Consider the following 14,450-nt stretch of genomic DNA (forward strand, 5'->3'; position numbering starts at 1 on the left):
CAAGACTGAACCCATGGCAGCTTCCGCTCACCAAATCGACCCTTCCGCCGCGCTGACAATGGCGCCGACGACGCTGACGGACTGGCTCGTCATCCTGCCGGTCGCAACCTGTATCGCCGTCGGCGCGCTGCTGATGATGATCCGCAAGCACACCGTATGGCATCCCGTGGTCGCCATCCCGGCGCTCGCCTTCCTGGTCTTCATCGACAGCCTGCTGCTTTATGCGGTCTGGAAGAACGGGCCGATCACGATGGTGGCGGGCCGGTGGCTGCCGCCATTCGGCATTGCCTTTACCGCCGATATCATGAGTGCGCTGTTTGCGCTTGCCGCCGCCATCGCGGGGCTCGCGGGGGCGGTGTTCGCGCTCGGCGATATCGACAAGAGCGGTCGGCGCTACGGTTTCTATCCGTTCCTGATGCTGCTGATCGCCGGCGTCTCCGGTGCGTTCCTGACCGGCGACATCTTCAATCTCTATGTCTGGTTCGAGGTGCTGCTGATCTCGTCCTTCGGGCTGCTGATCCTGGGCTCGACCCATGAACAGCTCGACGGGGCGATGAAATATGCGGTGCTGAACCTGATCGGCACCACGCTGTTCCTGATTGCGGTTGCCTATGTCTACGCCGTGTTCGGCACCCTCAACATGGCCGATATCGCGATCAGGTCGCGTGAGGCGCCGACGCTTCCGACGGCGACGATCGGCGCGCTGTTCGTGCTCGCCTTCGGCATGAAGGCCGCGGCATTTCCGGTCAATTTCTGGCTGCCCGCCTCCTATCATACGCCGAGAACCGTGGTTTCGGCGCTGTTCGGCGGACTTCTGACCAAGGTCGGCGTCTATGCGCTGCTGCGGGTGATGGTGATGATCCTGCCGGCCGATCTTGCGAACCTCGCCACGATCATCGGCGTTGCCGCCTTCCTCACCATGGTGCTGGCCGGCCTTGGCGCGATTGCCCAATACGATATCCGCCGCGCTGTCGGCTATATCGTGATCGTGGGGATCGGCAATTGTCTGGCGGGGGTCGCCATCGGCGGCATGGACGGGCTTCAGGGGGCGTTGTTCTACGCGCTTCATTCGATGATCCTGATGACGCTGCTCTATCTGACCATCGGCCTTGCCGGCAGGCTTGCCGGCGGCTTCTCGCTCAACCGCATCGGCGGCATCTACAAGCGCCACCCGGCCTTTGCCGGCGTTAGTCTTGGCGTGTTCTTCGCGGCCGCCGGCCTGCCGCCGTTTTCCGGCTTCTGGCCGAAAGCGATACTGGTGCGCGCCAGCGTCGAAAGCGGGTCCTGGTGGCTTGCGGCGGGCATTCTGTTTGCCGGTTTCTGCCTGACGATCGCGCTCGGCAGGATTTTTCTGCTGGCCTACTGGCGCCCCGGCGAAGGGGAGGTCGCGGAGACGATCCGGATACCGCTTTCCGAATGGCTGCCGATTATCGGACTTTCGGCGATCGTCGTCGCCTTCGGGCTCTATCCCGAGCCGTTGATGGTTGTGACGGCAAAGGCCATTGGCGGCATTCTTTCGCCGGAGGGTTATTTCCTGTCGGTATTCCCGGGGGGGAGCGTGCAATGAAGATATTGCTTTCCAATCTCGTGCTGGCGATCTTCTGGGTTGCCGTGACCGGCAGCGCCTCGCTGCACAATCTGGTCTTCGGGTTCATCATCGGCGCGATTTCGGTCGGCCTGGTGCGTCATCAGATCGGCGGGGCAGGCTATTTCGCGCGCGCGAGGCGGCTGTTCATGCTGCTGATGCTGTTTCTTTACGAGCTCATGGCCTCGGCCTGGTCGGTCGCAAAACTTGTCTGTTCGCCGCGCATGAACCTTCAGCCCGGCATATTCCGCTATGAACTGTCGCTGGAAAAGGACTTCGAAATCGTTCTGCTTGCCAACATGATCACGCTGACGCCGGGAACGCTGACTGTCGACGTTTCCGACGACAAGAAGTATCTCTATATCCACGCGATCGACTGTGCCGATCCCGACGCGATCAAAAAGAGCATCGCCGACGGTTTCGAAACCAAGATCAGGGAGGCATTTGCCTGATGACGCCTGAGGAGATCGTAAGGTTTGCCGCCGATATTTCCGTCGTGCTGCTTTCGGTTGCGCTGCTCTTGACAGCCTATCGGGTAGTGAAGGGGCCGACGCTGCCGGATCGGGTTCTGGCGCTCGATATGATCGTTGCCGTCGGGATGGGGTTTATTATCGTGATCGCGGTGCGGACCGGGTTTACGCTTTATATCGATATCGCCATCGCGCTCGGTCTGGTCGGCTTTCTGGCGACGATCGCCTTTGCCCGGTTCATCCGTTCCAGCGCGATGCGGGATGATACCGAAACCGGCTTCAAGGTAAAACCGCATCCGATGGCCTATGATTCCGGGCCGGCGGGGGAGGATGTGCCGGTGGTTTCGGCCGATGCGGAAAAGGGCAGGGAGTAGAATTATGGCGCAATATCTTCTGGCCGGGCTGGTTTCCCTGCTGATGCTTTCAGGCGCGGCCTTTACCCTGACGGCGGCGATCGGCCTCATAAGGCTGCCCGATCTTTATTCGCGCATGCATGCGGCCTCCAAGGCGGGCACGGTCGGGGCGGGGCTTATCTTTCTCGCGATCGGCATTCATGCGGGCGAGATATCCACTTTTGTGCGCGCGTGTGCGGGCATTGTATTCTTCGTCATTACCGCACCGATTTCGGCTCATCTCCTGGCGCGGGCCTCTCATGAGGTTGGTTACCCGCTAAACGAGAATACGGTTAGAGATGAATTGCAAAGTAGAGAAAGAGGCTAACGATCCGGGTTTTGCAACTTTGGAATGTTTTTAAGTATTAAGAGTCCGGCGATCTCAAAAGTTGGCCGTCCGCCGACACACTTCCCAATAAAAACGCGAATTGCGCGATTTAAACTTTACATTTGTCATTGAAATGGTATTCCCTCCAAGAGCGCGAGAATATTTCGCTCGTTGGTAAAAATAAACAAACCCTATCCGTAAGGCTGAGTGATCGGCTTCCGGGAAGCCCAGCCTCCGTTTCTATGCAGAATCGATGTCGATCACAGGCGGCGCTTGAATTGATGTTTTGGTTGGCGCCCTTGCAGAGAATCAGTACGGGTGGGCGAAGAATGGAACAGGAGTGAATAATGACGGATGCAACGGTGGAGCGGGATAATCAGGCGCTCGTGGAATTGACCGCCGATATCGTGGCCGCTTACGTGAGCAACCATGTTATCCAGACAGGCGATCTACCGGGACTGATCCATGAGGTGCATGCTGCTCTCAGCAACACCGCGAAGCCGCAGGCCGCCTCTCAGTCTCTGGAAAAGCAGAAGCCGGCGGTATCGGTGCGCAAGTCGATCAGCGGCGATCATCTCGTTTGTCTGGAATGTGGCGGCACCTTCAAGTCGCTGAAGCGTCATCTGATGACCCATCATGATCTGACCCCGAATGCCTATCGTGAAAAGTGGGACCTGCCCGCCGATTATCCGATGGTGGCGCCGTCCTATGCCGAGGCGCGTTCTCGCCTGGCCAAGGAAATGGGCCTTGGGCAGCGCCGCGGACGCTAGCCGCGGGAAAACGGATTTCGCTCCGAATTGAGTGCCGGTGACCGACAGGTTGCCGGCATTTTTTATTTGTAAGCGCTGGCAGACCTGGCTGTTCATATGCACAGGAAGGGCGTCCGTCATCTCATTTCATATCCTAAGGTTGTGTTTACCGTAGTTAATACACGTAAGGGTAAATGGTTGAAGTTAGTAGGAAAATAATCCTATTATGGAGGGAGATAAACCAACAAAAACAATAGGCGGTTTTGAGAGTGTTCCTCTTTATGTCCCCGCTTCCGGCGCCGATGTAAGAATAAAATCCTATTTCTCAGGGAGCTGACATGAACGAGCAACGCTTAGCATCGCCGGTCGCGACGACCTTCCACCAACCCTTGGCCCATCCGCCTTCGACGGGATGGTGCATAGAAAGGGCAAGCCAGATGTCGGACATTCGAAAGGCTTGCCGCATTGTTCTGCTGATTACCAAGGAGATGGCGGTTGTCGCCGGCGAGCGTATTTCGATCCGTGCCGAGCGTCGACGGTCGGTCTCGCACTATCGGCAGATCGCGATGTATGTCTGCCACGTATCGCTGCAATTGTCGTTGAGCGAGATCGGGCTTGCCTTCGGCCGCGACCGCACCACGGTTGCCTATTCCTGCCGGGTGATCGAGGACCGGCGCGACGATCGCGCTTTCGATGAGTTCATCGCCGCCGTCGAGCGGCTGGCCTATAATGTGGTGATCGCTGCCGAGGTGCGTCATGATGGCTGAGATGGGCGAGAAGACGCCGCTGGATATGCTGGCGCGGCTGAAGGCGCGCGACGGCTCCTCCTTCCTGACGCATGAGGCGTTTTCGGCCGGCGAGCGGCTGGCGGAGGATTTCACCCGCGCGCTGATGCAGCCGAGAGTTTCCGCTTCGCTTGAGCCGCGGCTTGAGGCCCGTGGGCGCGGTCACTCTGGCGCCGCTTCGGCGGTTTCGGACACGGCGATCGATGCGCGGAGCCGGGTGGCGCGGGCGCTGAAGGCGATCGGTCCGGAACTTGCCGATATCGCGCTCGATTTCTGCTGCTTCATGAAGGGGCTGGAGCAGATCGAGCGGGAGCGGCAATGGCCGGTCAGATCCGCCAAGCTGATGGTGCGCACCGCATTGCTGGCGCTTGCCCGCCATTATGCGCCGCCGCCGGCAAAGACCGGCATTCGCGGCTGGGGGGCGGAAGGCTACCGCCCGGAAATCTCGGCGTTCTTTACCGATGATTGAGCCGCTCAGGCGGCGAGCTTGCGCGCCGCCGTCTCGCGGATTTTCGTGACCATGGCGTTCAGCCCGTTGGCGCGCTGGGCGGAGAGGTGGTCGACCAGGCCGATCTTGCGGAAGGTTTCGATGGCGTTCGTCCTGGCGATCTCGGACGCGGTATGGCCCGAATAGACGGTGAGCACGATCGACACCAGCCCGCGCACGATGAAGGCATCGGAATCGCCTCTGAACGTCATCACCGGGTCGTCGCCTTCTCCCGCTTCCGTCACCAGCCAGACCTGGCTGGCGCAGCCATGAACGCGATTGTCCTCGATCTTTTCGTCATCGGGCAGGTCTGGCAGGGCCTTGCCGAGTTCGATGACGTAACGATAGCGGTCTTCCCAGTCATCGAGAAAGGAAAAGTCGTCGAGAATCTGGTTGAGTTTGTCGCTCATCATCCGGCCTTTCGATTGCTCCTGCCCCGATATAGTTCGAAGGGGCGGGAATTGAAATGCGCGGGACGGCAGGAACCGGAAAAGAAGCCGTTGCCTCAGCGCGGCCGCGGGGTCGGCACCGGAACATTTTCGGGCAGGCCGGGGATGCGGATCGGGGGCTGGACCTTTACCGGCTGGCCGATGATCGCGCCGGTCTGGATGAGATCGGGCGTATCGCCGGCAATCACTGCCGGCGGCGGGTCGGCGACGGTCACGGGGTCGGGCGCGGCGGGCCGGGCGACCTTGGGTGCCGCGGCGGTTTCCTGTGCGGGTTGGGGGGCCTTATCGCCGAAATGCTGGCCGAGATAGAGGTAGACGATCTCTGCGCCCTGGCGCGCGCGGTGACCGAGAAAGCCGATAATGCCCGAACCATCCTGGCAGACATCGGGACGTTCATCGCAGATGCCGCTCATATATTCGAACGTGCCGCGCGCGGCCGACACCGCCCCGCCGATATCCTGGCCGCTTGGCAGCGCTTGTTGCTCACGCGTTGCCGCGCCCCCGAGCATCAGCGGCGCGAAGAACGGCACCAGCAGGAGCAGGACAAAAATCATGAATGCGGATTTCAGCAGGAATCTCATCGGCCCCCGGCCTGTTGGTTGTGCCCGCAAGCGTTTCGCGCATTATTAGTCTATGACGGTAAATGAGCCGCTAAAAGGGCGGAGGAAAATCGACTGTCTGATGGGACGGCTGTTTCCGGCGCTCGGGTATATCTTGAATAGTATATTTAGATCAATTGTTTGATCTGGTTTTTTCGTATTATGCGGACGGACTCTATCGCGGCCCGCGTTAACCATGTTCGACGATTTTTCTGGCCCTTGTGACGCCTGACGGGGCTTCGGCGCTGGCCGCGGGACGTCCGCTCCATTACCCTTCGTTAAGCGGCGGGGTCTATTTGTGAGCGGTGAGCGGCGGACCAGGTGCCGATCGCTTCAGCGAAAACGACGAAAATGCGGGTGATGAACGCAATGGCGAAAAGGACGGCGAAGAAATCCGGCAGGCGCGGGAAGAAATCCCCCTCGCTGATCGGGCGCACGGCGTCGTCGCTGGGCGGCATTGCGGCGCGCCATCCGGGCAAGATCGGCGGCCCGCTGGTGTTCGGCGTGGTCTTCAGCTTCGTCTCGGCCAATGCGCTGTGGTATCAGCCGGGCCCGCATCCAAGCCCGATGATGAAGACGCGGCAACCCTCCGACCCCTATGCCGTTCCCGGCCGCCGGATGGCGGAGCCGACCGAGTTCGAGAGCTTCCGCATCGAACTCGAACAGGACGAGACCGGACCAAAGGACGATCTGGTTGCCATCCTGGAGCAGGTGGAGGCCAATCCGCCGCAGCCTGCCGTAGCTGAAAACGATGTGGCGGTCCCGGCGCCAAAGCCGCAACCGACTGATGACGAGCCCGATATACGCGCCCTGCAGCAGGCGCTTGCGGACAGGGGCTACTACAAGGGCAAGCCGGATGGGGTGACCGGCCCGCTGACGGAAGCCGCGATCAAGGCCTTCCAGAGCGATAGCGGTATCCGGCCCACCGGAGAGGCCGATGATGAGGTCGTGGCGCTCCTCAGCGTGTCCGCGCCGCTGCCGGAACCTCGGCCGGAGGCTGCGTCCGCGTCGGGCGACCCGATCGGTGAAATTCTGAAGGACCCGACGCCTGCGGGCAGTGTCGAGGTCACCGCCGCCGATCCGATGGTGATCGAGATCCAGCGCGGGCTGGTGAATATCGCCTATGACGGCGTTGTCGTCGACGGCGTTGCCGGGGCGACGACGCGGGCGGCCATCCTCGAGTTCCAGAAACACTACCGGCTGGCGGAAACCGGCCAGCCGAGCGAACAGGTGCGCGACAAGCTCCGGGAGATCGGCGCGCTTTAGAGCGCTCCATTCCAACCTGAAGATATCAAACCGCGATCGATCTCTCGTTGCTTCCCGTTGCAAAAAGCCTGATCATCGGGCGTGCCACACTCAAATCGTGGAGAACCTGCCATGCGCCTTCGTTCTGATTTTTTTGCCTCGGCGCTGGTGCGCGACGCCTTTGCCAAAGGCGGCTTTGCCGTGATCGAGCGCAAGGGCGCAAGCGAGGCCGGGGCAATCGCGATCCGGCAGATTTTCCGCGATGGCACGGAAACGCTCTATCTGCCGGCGCCGCAGAGCTTTGCGGAGGAGGGTGTTCAGGACCGGATTTTCGAGGCCCGGCTGAAGGCGGCTTCAACCGAAGAGGTGGCGAGGATGCTGGAACGCGAGGTGCGCTTCGACAGCGACCTCTGGGTGGTCGTGCTGGAATGCGAGGATATCGACGGCTTTTTTACCGTCGTCGATGAGGAGCAGGGCTGAGCGGAGCTCAGCCTGATGACAAACTCCTCGAGCAATCACGGGGTTGTCTCATTCTCCGCGGCCATCCCGGCCCTGGGCCGGGATCCGGTAAGCAAGTCCTTGCGCAAAAGGACTTTTCTTCGAGATTCACGACAAGCGGCCCTGGATGCCGGCTCAAGGCCGGCATGACGGAGGGTTTTGGGGGGATGGCATCGTCGTCTGAGCGGCGCTTCCTGTGCTTAGAGTTTGTCAGGGAAAAGTGGAATCCGGTTTTCCCGAAAAGACAAACGAAAACAAATAAACCTAGAGTCTGTCTGGTTCGATTTGAACCTGACAGACTCTAGGGTAGGGAAGCCGGGGCGAACGCGGTTCAGGCCGAGCGGCGCGCCGCTTCCTGTTTCTCGGCGGCGATCCGGGTTTCCCGCTCGCGCTCGGCCTGCCAGTCGAGCAGTTGCTGAATGCAGACGGCCGGTTTCAGCGCCCCCACGAGCTTTTCGACCGCGAACTCGGTGGTTTCGTCATCCCGCCGGTCGATCCTGGCGATGCGGGGCAGAACGTAGCGCGTGTCCTCGGCGTTCATGCCCAGTGCGATCAGGGCGACTCCAAGGCGCTGTCCGGTCGGTTCATCGAGAATGCGGCGGGCAAGCACCTTGTCGCCGCCAAGCGCGCGGGCGAAGGTTTCGCTGAAGAACGGCTTCTCGGCGCGCCGCGCGAAGCGGACCAGCAATGCGGTCTGCAACTCGGTGAGCGTGGAAACGCCGAGGCGGTCGGCATCGCCGGTTCCGGCGACCATGGCTTTCAGCGTTCGGCGCAACGCCTCGCTGTCATCGCGGGTGCCGGTGTCGATATCGAAGTTTCCGGCGGGCTCGTGGCGTTCTTCCTCGCGTCGTGCGCCGATCAGCGCCTGTATGACCTTTTGCGAAAGGTCCGGGCGGTGGATGATCGCGCGGATATGCTCTTCGGTCGTGGCCTCGATCAGGGCGATCAGCGTATCGTCGGCAATGGCGGGCGAGCGGGCGAGAAAGGGGGCCGCGACCGCGATCTCGCGGCCGCCGATATAGCGGCAGACATCCTGGGGCACATGGGCGTGGCAGGAAAGGGCTGCGACCGCCTGGCGGCGCGCCTCCGGCGACGATGCCTCGTAGACCGGGGCGAACAGTTCGGCAAAGCGCCTGCGCTCGGCAGCACTCGGATTGTCGAGCGAGCCGAAGCCCGAAACCGTTGCCATCAGCACGACATCGAGATTGCGCGTATTCTTCAGCCCTTCTAGTTCCCGATACCGATCGACCAAGGCCGTACTCCCCGACAAATGTCTTCTATCAGACAACAGGTTAGGGAGAAAACGTTATAAAGATGTTAACCATAGCGGCAGGGAGGGGCAGGCGCTGGATGGCGGGCGTGTGCAGGGCCGCGCGGGAATCGGTTTCCCCGTTGAGGCAGGGCGGTTGCATATGGTTTCACCGCACAGCCCCCAGGTCTTCTCGCCCCGGAGGGGAGAGATGTCGCGACAGCGACAGTGAGGGGCGAGTCCATCCACACGAACGCCCTCACGTTTGGAAATGCTGCCCACTGCCCCTTTCGGGGCATCTCTCCCGCAGGCGGGAGAGAATATTGGGAGCAAGCGGCCTGGCATATGCGATTACCCTGACCCTCAAAGGGCTAATCGTGGCTGAAAGGCCTGAGATGAACTTCAGATCGCCAGATATTCCTCGCGCAGTTCCTGATTGTCCAGCACTTCGGCGGCGGCGCCGGAGAATACGATCTGGCCGGTGTCCATGATCACCGCCTTGTCGGAGAGGCGAAGGGCGGCGACGGCGTTCTGCTCGACGATGATGGTGGTGATGCCGAGGTCGCGGATCTGGCGGACGATCTTTTCGATCTCGTGGACGATGACGGGGGCAAGGCCCTCATAGGGCTCGTCGAGGAACAGGATCTTGATGTCGCGGGCGAGCGCTCTTGCCACGGCGAGCATCTGCTGTTCGCCGCCGGACATGGTCACGGCGTCCTGCTTGCGGCGCTCGGCAAGGCGCGGGAAGTGATCGTAGATCTTTTCGATCGGCCAGCCCTTTTCGCCGGAGACCTGGGCGAGGACGAGATTTTCCTCGACGGTCAGCCCACCGATGATGCGGCGATCCTCGGGCACGAGCTGGACCCCGGATTTCGCCGCCTGGAAGGCGCGCCGGTTATGGAGCGGTTCGCCATCGAGCCAGATCTCGCCGCTTTTCAGCGTCGGGTTGTCCAGGCGGGCAAGCGTCCGCAGCGTCGTGGTCTTGCCGGCGCCGTTGCGGCCGAGAAGAGACAGCACCTCGCCCTTCGCGATATCGAAGGAGATGCCCTGAACGATATAACTTTCGCCGTACCAGGCGTGAATATCCCGGACGCTGAAGAATGCATCGCCGTTTTCGCTGGCCATCCGCTCTTGCTCCTCGCCGAAACTGTTCCTGTGCATGTTCATGTATCGGACTCCCCGAGATAGGCTTCTCTGACCTTCGGGTTGCCGCGCACTTCATCGGGAGAACCTTCCGCGATGATGCGGCCCTGGGCAAGCACCGAAATCTTGTCGGCAAGCGAGAACACCACATGCATGTCGTGCTCGATGATGACCTTGGTCATGCCGCGCGCCTTGATGCGCTGAAGCAGTTCGATGGTGCGGTTGGTATCATGGCGCGCCATGCCGGCGGTGGGCTCGTCGAGCAGCAGCAGCTTCGGCTTCTGGATCAGGCACATGGCAAGCTCCAGCCGGCGCTTGTCGCCGCGCGACAGCGAGCCCGCCTCGTGATGGCGGCGGGCGGCAAGGCCGATGTCCTCAAGCGTTGCCTCGGCCTCCTCGCGCAGTTCGTGTTCGCCGGAAAGCGCGCGGATCGCGTTCAGCCGGAAGGCGCCGTCGCGGCGGGCGAAGGCGGGGATCATGACGTTTTCGACGAGCGTCAGGTCGGGGAAGATTTCCGGCGTCTGGAAAACGCGCGACACGCCCATCTGATTGATCTCGTGAGGGGCGTGCCCGGTCAGCGTCTTGCCGTCGAACACCACCTTGCCGTGGGTGGGCTTCAGGCGGCCGATGCAGACATTGAGCAGGGTCGACTTGCCGGCGCCATTGGGGCCGATGATGGCGTGGACCTTGCCGCTTTCGACCTCGAGATTGACATCGGACAGCGCGCGCAGGCCGCCGAAGCTCTTGTGGACGTCGTCGACATGGAGGACGATGTTGTTTTCGGCCATGGTGTTACTCCGCGGGCTGGGCTTCGGCGACGGATTGCTGCTTCTCGGCGTCGCCTCCGCCTCCGAAACGGGCTCTGATCCGCTTGACGCCTTCCATGATGCCGCCGGGCAGGAAGATCACGATCGCCATGAAGATCAGTCCGAGCGTCAGGTGCCAGCCTTCGCCGACGAACAGCGACAGGAGCTTGACCACCGGGGTCTCGATCGCGCCCGGCAGGAAGGAGAAGGTCTGGTGCAGGGCCTGCTCGTTGAAGGACGAGAAGATGTTTTCGAAATATTTGATGACCACCGCGCCGATGACGGGGCCGACCAGCGTGCCGACGCCGCCGAGAATGGTCATCAGCACGACTTCGCCGGACGCGGTCCACTGCATGCGTTCGGCACCCGCAAGCGGATCGGTGACCGCCATCAACGCGCCGGCGAGACCTGCGAACATGCCGGAAATGATGAAGGCGGAGCGCAGGTAAGGTCGGGTGTTGAAGCCGGTATACATCATCCGGTTCTGGTTCGATTTCACCGCCTTCAGCATCATGCCGAAGGGCGAGCGGAAGATGCGGATGGTGAGGTAGAAGCAGATCAGGAGGGCGATGGCGCAGAAATAGAAGCCCGGATAGCCCTGCAGTTCGAGGCCGAAGAAATCGGGAGACGGCAGGCCGGCGCCGGCTGGAAAGAACATCCGGTCGAGGATGCGCGGATCATTGTGCGAAAGCTGCAGGCCGGTCTCGCCGTTGGTGATCGGGGTCAGAACCGAATAGGCGAGATTGTAGCTCATCTGGGCGAAGGCGAGCGTCAGGATCGAGAAATAGATGCCCGAGCGGCGGAGCGTCACGAAACCGATGACGGCGGCGAAGACGCCCGAACAGATCATCGCGAACAGGACCGCGGGGATCGCGTTCATGGTCAAAAGCTTGAACGACCAGACGGCAGCGTAGGAGCCGACGCCAAGAAAGGCGGCGTGACCGAAGGAAAGATAGCCGGTCAGCCCGAACAGGATGTTGAAGCCGATGGCGAAGATGCCGAAGATCGCGAATTTCTGCAGGAGCGCCGGATAGGCGGCTCCGAGCGGCATGAACAATATGGGAGCGGCGAGCACGATGCCTGAGAAGATGGCAAACAGCAGCCAGTCGGTGCGGGAGAGATTGGCGAACATGCGGATCTAGTCCTCCATCACGCCGCGGCGGCCCATGAGCCCGCGCGGCATGGTCAAGAGAATGATGACGGCGACGAGGTAGATGATGACCTGATCGATGCCGGGAATGATGCTTTTGATCTCGTTCATCGAGGCAAAGGATTGCAGGATGCCAAGGGTGAAGCCGGCAACCACCGCTCCCGGAAGCGATCCCATGCCGCCGACGACGACAACCACGAAGCTCAGGACCAGGAAGTCCATGCCCATGTGGTAGTTCGGCGGCAGGATCGGGGTGTACATCACGCCGGCGATACCCGCGACCACGGCTGCAATGCCGAAGACCACGGTGAAGCGCTTTTCGATGTCGATGCCGAGCAGGCCGACGGTTTCACGATCGCGCATGCCGGCGCGCACCACCATGCCGTAGGTGGTGAACTGCAGGAAGGCGAACACGGCCCCGATGATGGCAAGCGCGGTGACGAAATAGATCAGGCGCCACCATGGATAGACGATGAACGAATCAGCCATGCCGATCCAGGCGCCGATATTGGCGGTGCCGGAAAAGGCCGACGGGGCCATTTGCGGGATCGGGTTGGCGCCGAAGAACTTCTTGATGATTTCCTGCAGCACGATGGCAAGGCCGAAGGTGACCAGAATCTGGTCGGCATGCGGGCGCTTATAGAAGAACCGGATCAGGCCGCGCTCCATGACCAGGCCGATCAGCAGCATGACCGGGATCGCGAGCAGGATCGACAAGGGCACGGACCAGTTGATGATGGCAGCTCCGGTATCGCCGAAGGCGTATTCCATGTAGGGGATCGATCGCGGCGCAAACAGCGCGCCCTCGGCCTTGGGCGGCTGGACCGGCCAGGAGATCAGCGCGTTGAAGGCGACGGCGCAAAACGCGCCGAGCATGAACAGCGCGCCATGGGCGAAGTTGACCACGCCGAGCGTGCCGAAGACCAGGGTGAGGCCAAGGGCGATCAGCGAGTAGGCCGCCCCCTTGTCCAGACCGTTCAGTATTTGAATGATGATGGCGTCCATAAACGGCTATCCGCTGTTGAGATGCACGGGACCGGGCGCCGTTGCTGCACCCGGCCCGTTGTTCATCTGGCTGAGATCAGCACTGCTTGGCCGTATCGGGCCCAAGCTCGCCGCCAAAGATCGACGGGTCGTAATCGACCTGCGCCCGGGGAACGATCTTGACCAGTTTCAGCAGGTCGTATTCGTTCTGCGGATCCGGGTTGCCGCGCACGACGAGGCAGTCCTTCATGCACTGGTGGTCGGCGGCGCGGTAAAGCGTCGGGCCATTGCCGAGACCGTCGAATTCGAAGCCCTCGAGCGCCTTGATGACTTCAGGTGCGAAGAAGGTACCGGCGCGCTCGACGGCATCGGCATAAAGCAGGGCCTGGACGTAGCAGGTCTGGGCCGCCTGGGACGGCGGGAAGCCGTATTCGGCGCCGAAGGACTGGACAAAGGCCGTGGTTCCGGCATCTTCCAGCGACCACAGCCAGTTGGCCGAGCCGAGGATGTTCTGGGCGGCGGAACCCGCGCCCTTGGCCATCAGGTCGGAGAACAGCGGCACCACGATTTCGAAATTCTTGCCGTTGACCTGCTTGTCCTTGAGGCCGAACTGGACGGCCTGGGTCAGCGAGTTGACCATGTCGCCGCCGTAGTGATTGAGGATCAGCACATCGGCGCCGGAGTTCAGGACCGGGGTGATGTACTGCGAGAAGTCGCCGGCGCCGACGGGGGTTTTCACCGTCTGCACGGTTTCCCAGCCGAGCGCCTCGGTGGCGTTCTTCATCGATTCCTCCTGGGTCCAGCCCCAGGTGTAGTCGGCGGTCAGGTGATAGGCGCGGCGGTCCTTGCCGTATTCCTCGGCGAGAACCGGGCCGAGCGCTTCGCCGGACTGGTAGGCGTTGAAGAAATGACGGAAACCGTAGCGGCGCTTGTCCTTGCCGGTGGTGTCGTTGGAGTGCGTCAGGCCGGCCATGAAGATGACGCCCATGTCCTGGCAAAGGCTCTGCACCGCGACCGCGACGCCCGAGGACGAGCCGCCGGTGATCATGATCGCGCCGTCCTTCTCGATCATGCGCTTGGCGCCGTCGCGGGCGGCATCGGACTTGGTCTGGGTGTCGCCGGTGACATAGTCGACCTTCTTGCCGAGGATGCCGTTGCCCTTCAGCGTCTTCGACGAGAAGGTGGCGAGCATGCCGCCGTCGCCTTCGCCGTTGAGGTGCTTGGCGGCAAGCTGCAGGGCCTTCAACTCGTCGAGGCCTTCATCGGCATAGGGACCGGTCTGTGGTACGTTGAAGCCGAGCACGACATTGCTGCCTGTCGGCATGTTGCAGGACATGTTGTCCTGGGCATAGGCGCCGCGGACGAAACTCATCGGCGCGGCGAGCGTGACGCCGGCCGCAGCACCTGCTCTCAGCAGGCTGCGCCGGTTCATGATAAAGCGAGACATTCAGACTCCTCCCAGGTCGTGAAAAGGGCTGCGCTCTCCTCAGCGCAGAAGCGCCCATATTCCGGAGCGCATGGGGGGGATGCT

Annotated in this window: 17 protein-coding genes; 9 read left to right on the forward strand and 8 right to left on the reverse strand. The window is 61.7% G+C overall.

What is annotated here, in order from left to right; genetic code table 11:
* Positions 1-13 precede the first annotated feature (13 nt).
* The 7 genes from HQ843_RS14300 to HQ843_RS14330 all read left to right on the forward strand — a co-directional run bounded on the left by HQ843_RS14300 (position 14) and on the right by HQ843_RS14330 (position 4,778).
* Complete coding sequence (locus HQ843_RS14300; RefSeq protein WP_180897692.1) at positions 14-1,567, forward strand: Na+/H+ antiporter subunit D; 1,554 nt, start codon at positions 14-16, stop codon at positions 1,565-1,567.
* On the forward strand, positions 1,564-2,037 hold the full coding sequence (locus HQ843_RS14305) for a Na+/H+ antiporter subunit E (RefSeq protein WP_180897691.1): 474 nt from the start codon (positions 1,564-1,566) through the stop codon (positions 2,035-2,037). The genes HQ843_RS14300 and HQ843_RS14305 overlap by 4 nt, the downstream gene beginning before the upstream one ends.
* The gene (locus tag HQ843_RS14310; protein WP_180897690.1) at positions 2,037-2,429 is read left to right on the forward strand and encodes a cation:proton antiporter; all 393 of its coding nucleotides are present in this window, start codon (positions 2,037-2,039) and stop codon (positions 2,427-2,429) included. The genes HQ843_RS14305 and HQ843_RS14310 overlap by 1 nt, the downstream gene beginning before the upstream one ends.
* 4 nt (positions 2,430-2,433) lie before the next feature.
* Positions 2,434-2,775 carry a monovalent cation/H(+) antiporter subunit G gene (gene mnhG / locus HQ843_RS14315; RefSeq protein ID WP_180897689.1) on the forward strand — a complete coding sequence of 114 codons (342 nt, stop codon included), beginning with the start codon at positions 2,434-2,436 and terminating at the stop codon, positions 2,773-2,775.
* 347 nt (positions 2,776-3,122) lie between these two features.
* Complete coding sequence (locus tag HQ843_RS14320) at positions 3,123-3,545, forward strand: MucR family transcriptional regulator (RefSeq protein WP_180897688.1); 423 nt, start codon at positions 3,123-3,125, stop codon at positions 3,543-3,545.
* Between the two features lie 416 nt (positions 3,546-3,961).
* Entirely contained in the window at positions 3,962-4,291 is a 330-nt protein-coding gene (locus HQ843_RS14325) for a helix-turn-helix domain-containing protein (RefSeq protein WP_180897687.1), read from the forward strand.
* Positions 4,281-4,778 carry a DUF6456 domain-containing protein gene (locus HQ843_RS14330; protein ID WP_180897686.1) on the forward strand — a complete coding sequence of 166 codons (498 nt, stop codon included), beginning with the start codon at positions 4,281-4,283 and terminating at the stop codon, positions 4,776-4,778. The genes HQ843_RS14325 and HQ843_RS14330 overlap by 11 nt, the downstream gene beginning before the upstream one ends.
* Before the next feature lie 5 nt (positions 4,779-4,783).
* Here the strand turns inward: HQ843_RS14330 and HQ843_RS14335 are convergent, their stop codons facing one another.
* Entirely contained in the window at positions 4,784-5,209 is a 426-nt protein-coding gene (locus tag HQ843_RS14335; RefSeq protein WP_180897685.1) for a SufE family protein, read from the reverse strand.
* A 92-nt stretch (positions 5,210-5,301) separates the two neighbouring features.
* A complete protein-coding gene (locus HQ843_RS14340; protein ID WP_180897684.1) occupies positions 5,302-5,799 on the reverse strand; it encodes a DUF5330 domain-containing protein in 498 nt (165 codons plus the stop codon).
* 414 nt (positions 5,800-6,213) lie between these two features.
* Here HQ843_RS14340 and HQ843_RS14345 point away from each other — a divergent pair, with 414 nt between their 5' ends.
* A complete protein-coding gene (locus tag HQ843_RS14345) occupies positions 6,214-7,110 on the forward strand; it encodes a peptidoglycan-binding domain-containing protein (protein ID WP_180897683.1) in 897 nt (298 codons plus the stop codon).
* A 111-nt stretch (positions 7,111-7,221) separates the two neighbouring features.
* Complete coding sequence (locus HQ843_RS14350; RefSeq protein ID WP_180897682.1) at positions 7,222-7,569, forward strand: DUF1491 family protein; 348 nt, start codon at positions 7,222-7,224, stop codon at positions 7,567-7,569.
* A 349-nt stretch (positions 7,570-7,918) separates the two neighbouring features.
* On the opposite strand, the gene HQ843_RS14355 is transcribed toward HQ843_RS14350, so the two are convergent.
* The 6 genes from HQ843_RS14355 to HQ843_RS14380 all read right to left on the reverse strand — a co-directional run bounded on the left by HQ843_RS14355 (position 7,919) and on the right by HQ843_RS14380 (position 14,366).
* Entirely contained in the window at positions 7,919-8,839 is a 921-nt protein-coding gene (locus tag HQ843_RS14355) for a DUF2336 domain-containing protein (RefSeq protein WP_180897681.1), read from the reverse strand.
* A 399-nt stretch (positions 8,840-9,238) separates the two neighbouring features.
* Positions 9,239-9,997 carry an ABC transporter ATP-binding protein gene (locus HQ843_RS14360; RefSeq protein WP_246710427.1) on the reverse strand — a complete coding sequence of 253 codons (759 nt, stop codon included), beginning with the start codon at positions 9,995-9,997 and terminating at the stop codon, positions 9,239-9,241.
* A gap of 2 nt (positions 9,998-9,999) precedes the next feature.
* Positions 10,000-10,767: an ABC transporter ATP-binding protein gene (locus HQ843_RS14365; protein WP_180897679.1), complete on the reverse strand. Its 768-nt coding sequence runs from the start codon at positions 10,765-10,767 to the stop codon at positions 10,000-10,002.
* A gap of 4 nt (positions 10,768-10,771) precedes the next feature.
* On the reverse strand, positions 10,772-11,917 hold the full coding sequence (locus HQ843_RS14370; protein ID WP_180897678.1) for a branched-chain amino acid ABC transporter permease: 1,146 nt from the start codon (positions 11,915-11,917) through the stop codon (positions 10,772-10,774).
* 6 nt (positions 11,918-11,923) lie between these two features.
* On the reverse strand, positions 11,924-12,940 hold the full coding sequence (locus tag HQ843_RS14375) for a branched-chain amino acid ABC transporter permease (RefSeq protein ID WP_180897677.1): 1,017 nt from the start codon (positions 12,938-12,940) through the stop codon (positions 11,924-11,926).
* 76 nt (positions 12,941-13,016) lie between these two features.
* A complete protein-coding gene (locus HQ843_RS14380) occupies positions 13,017-14,366 on the reverse strand; it encodes a substrate-binding protein (protein WP_180897676.1) in 1,350 nt (449 codons plus the stop codon).
* Between the last annotated feature and the right edge of the window lie 84 nt (positions 14,367-14,450).

The sequence above is a fragment of the Martelella sp. NC20 genome (genome assembly GCF_013459645.1).
In the GTDB taxonomy this organism is placed as follows: domain Bacteria; phylum Pseudomonadota; class Alphaproteobacteria; order Rhizobiales; family Rhizobiaceae; genus Martelella.

Excerpts from the sequence above, each read along its gene's own strand:
- HQ843_RS14300 (WP_180897692.1), top strand. The coding sequence starts at position 14 with ATGGCAGCTTCCGCTCACCAAATCGACCCTTCCGCCGCGCTGACAATG.
- HQ843_RS14305 (WP_180897691.1), top strand. The coding sequence starts at position 1,564 with ATGAAGATATTGCTTTCCAATCTCGTGCTGGCGATCTTCTGGGTTGCC.
- HQ843_RS14310 (WP_180897690.1), top strand. The coding sequence starts at position 2,037 with ATGACGCCTGAGGAGATCGTAAGGTTTGCCGCCGATATTTCCGTCGTG.
- mnhG (WP_180897689.1), top strand. The coding sequence starts at position 2,434 with ATGGCGCAATATCTTCTGGCCGGGCTGGTTTCCCTGCTGATGCTTTCA.
- HQ843_RS14320 (WP_180897688.1), top strand. The coding sequence starts at position 3,123 with ATGACGGATGCAACGGTGGAGCGGGATAATCAGGCGCTCGTGGAATTG.
- HQ843_RS14325 (WP_180897687.1), top strand. The coding sequence starts at position 3,962 with ATGTCGGACATTCGAAAGGCTTGCCGCATTGTTCTGCTGATTACCAAG.
- HQ843_RS14330 (WP_180897686.1), top strand. The coding sequence starts at position 4,281 with ATGATGGCTGAGATGGGCGAGAAGACGCCGCTGGATATGCTGGCGCGG.
- HQ843_RS14335 (WP_180897685.1), bottom strand. The coding sequence starts at position 5,209 with ATGATGAGCGACAAACTCAACCAGATTCTCGACGACTTTTCCTTTCTC.
- HQ843_RS14340 (WP_180897684.1), bottom strand. The coding sequence starts at position 5,799 with ATGATTTTTGTCCTGCTCCTGCTGGTGCCGTTCTTCGCGCCGCTGATG.
- HQ843_RS14345 (WP_180897683.1), top strand. The coding sequence starts at position 6,214 with ATGGCGAAAAGGACGGCGAAGAAATCCGGCAGGCGCGGGAAGAAATCC.
- HQ843_RS14350 (WP_180897682.1), top strand. The coding sequence starts at position 7,222 with ATGCGCCTTCGTTCTGATTTTTTTGCCTCGGCGCTGGTGCGCGACGCC.
- HQ843_RS14360 (WP_246710427.1), bottom strand. The coding sequence starts at position 9,997 with ATGCACAGGAACAGTTTCGGCGAGGAGCAAGAGCGGATGGCCAGCGAA.
- HQ843_RS14365 (WP_180897679.1), bottom strand. The coding sequence starts at position 10,767 with ATGGCCGAAAACAACATCGTCCTCCATGTCGACGACGTCCACAAGAGC.
- HQ843_RS14370 (WP_180897678.1), bottom strand. The coding sequence starts at position 11,917 with ATGTTCGCCAATCTCTCCCGCACCGACTGGCTGCTGTTTGCCATCTTC.
- HQ843_RS14375 (WP_180897677.1), bottom strand. The coding sequence starts at position 12,940 with ATGGACGCCATCATCATTCAAATACTGAACGGTCTGGACAAGGGGGCG.
- HQ843_RS14380 (WP_180897676.1), bottom strand. The coding sequence starts at position 14,366 with ATGTCTCGCTTTATCATGAACCGGCGCAGCCTGCTGAGAGCAGGTGCT.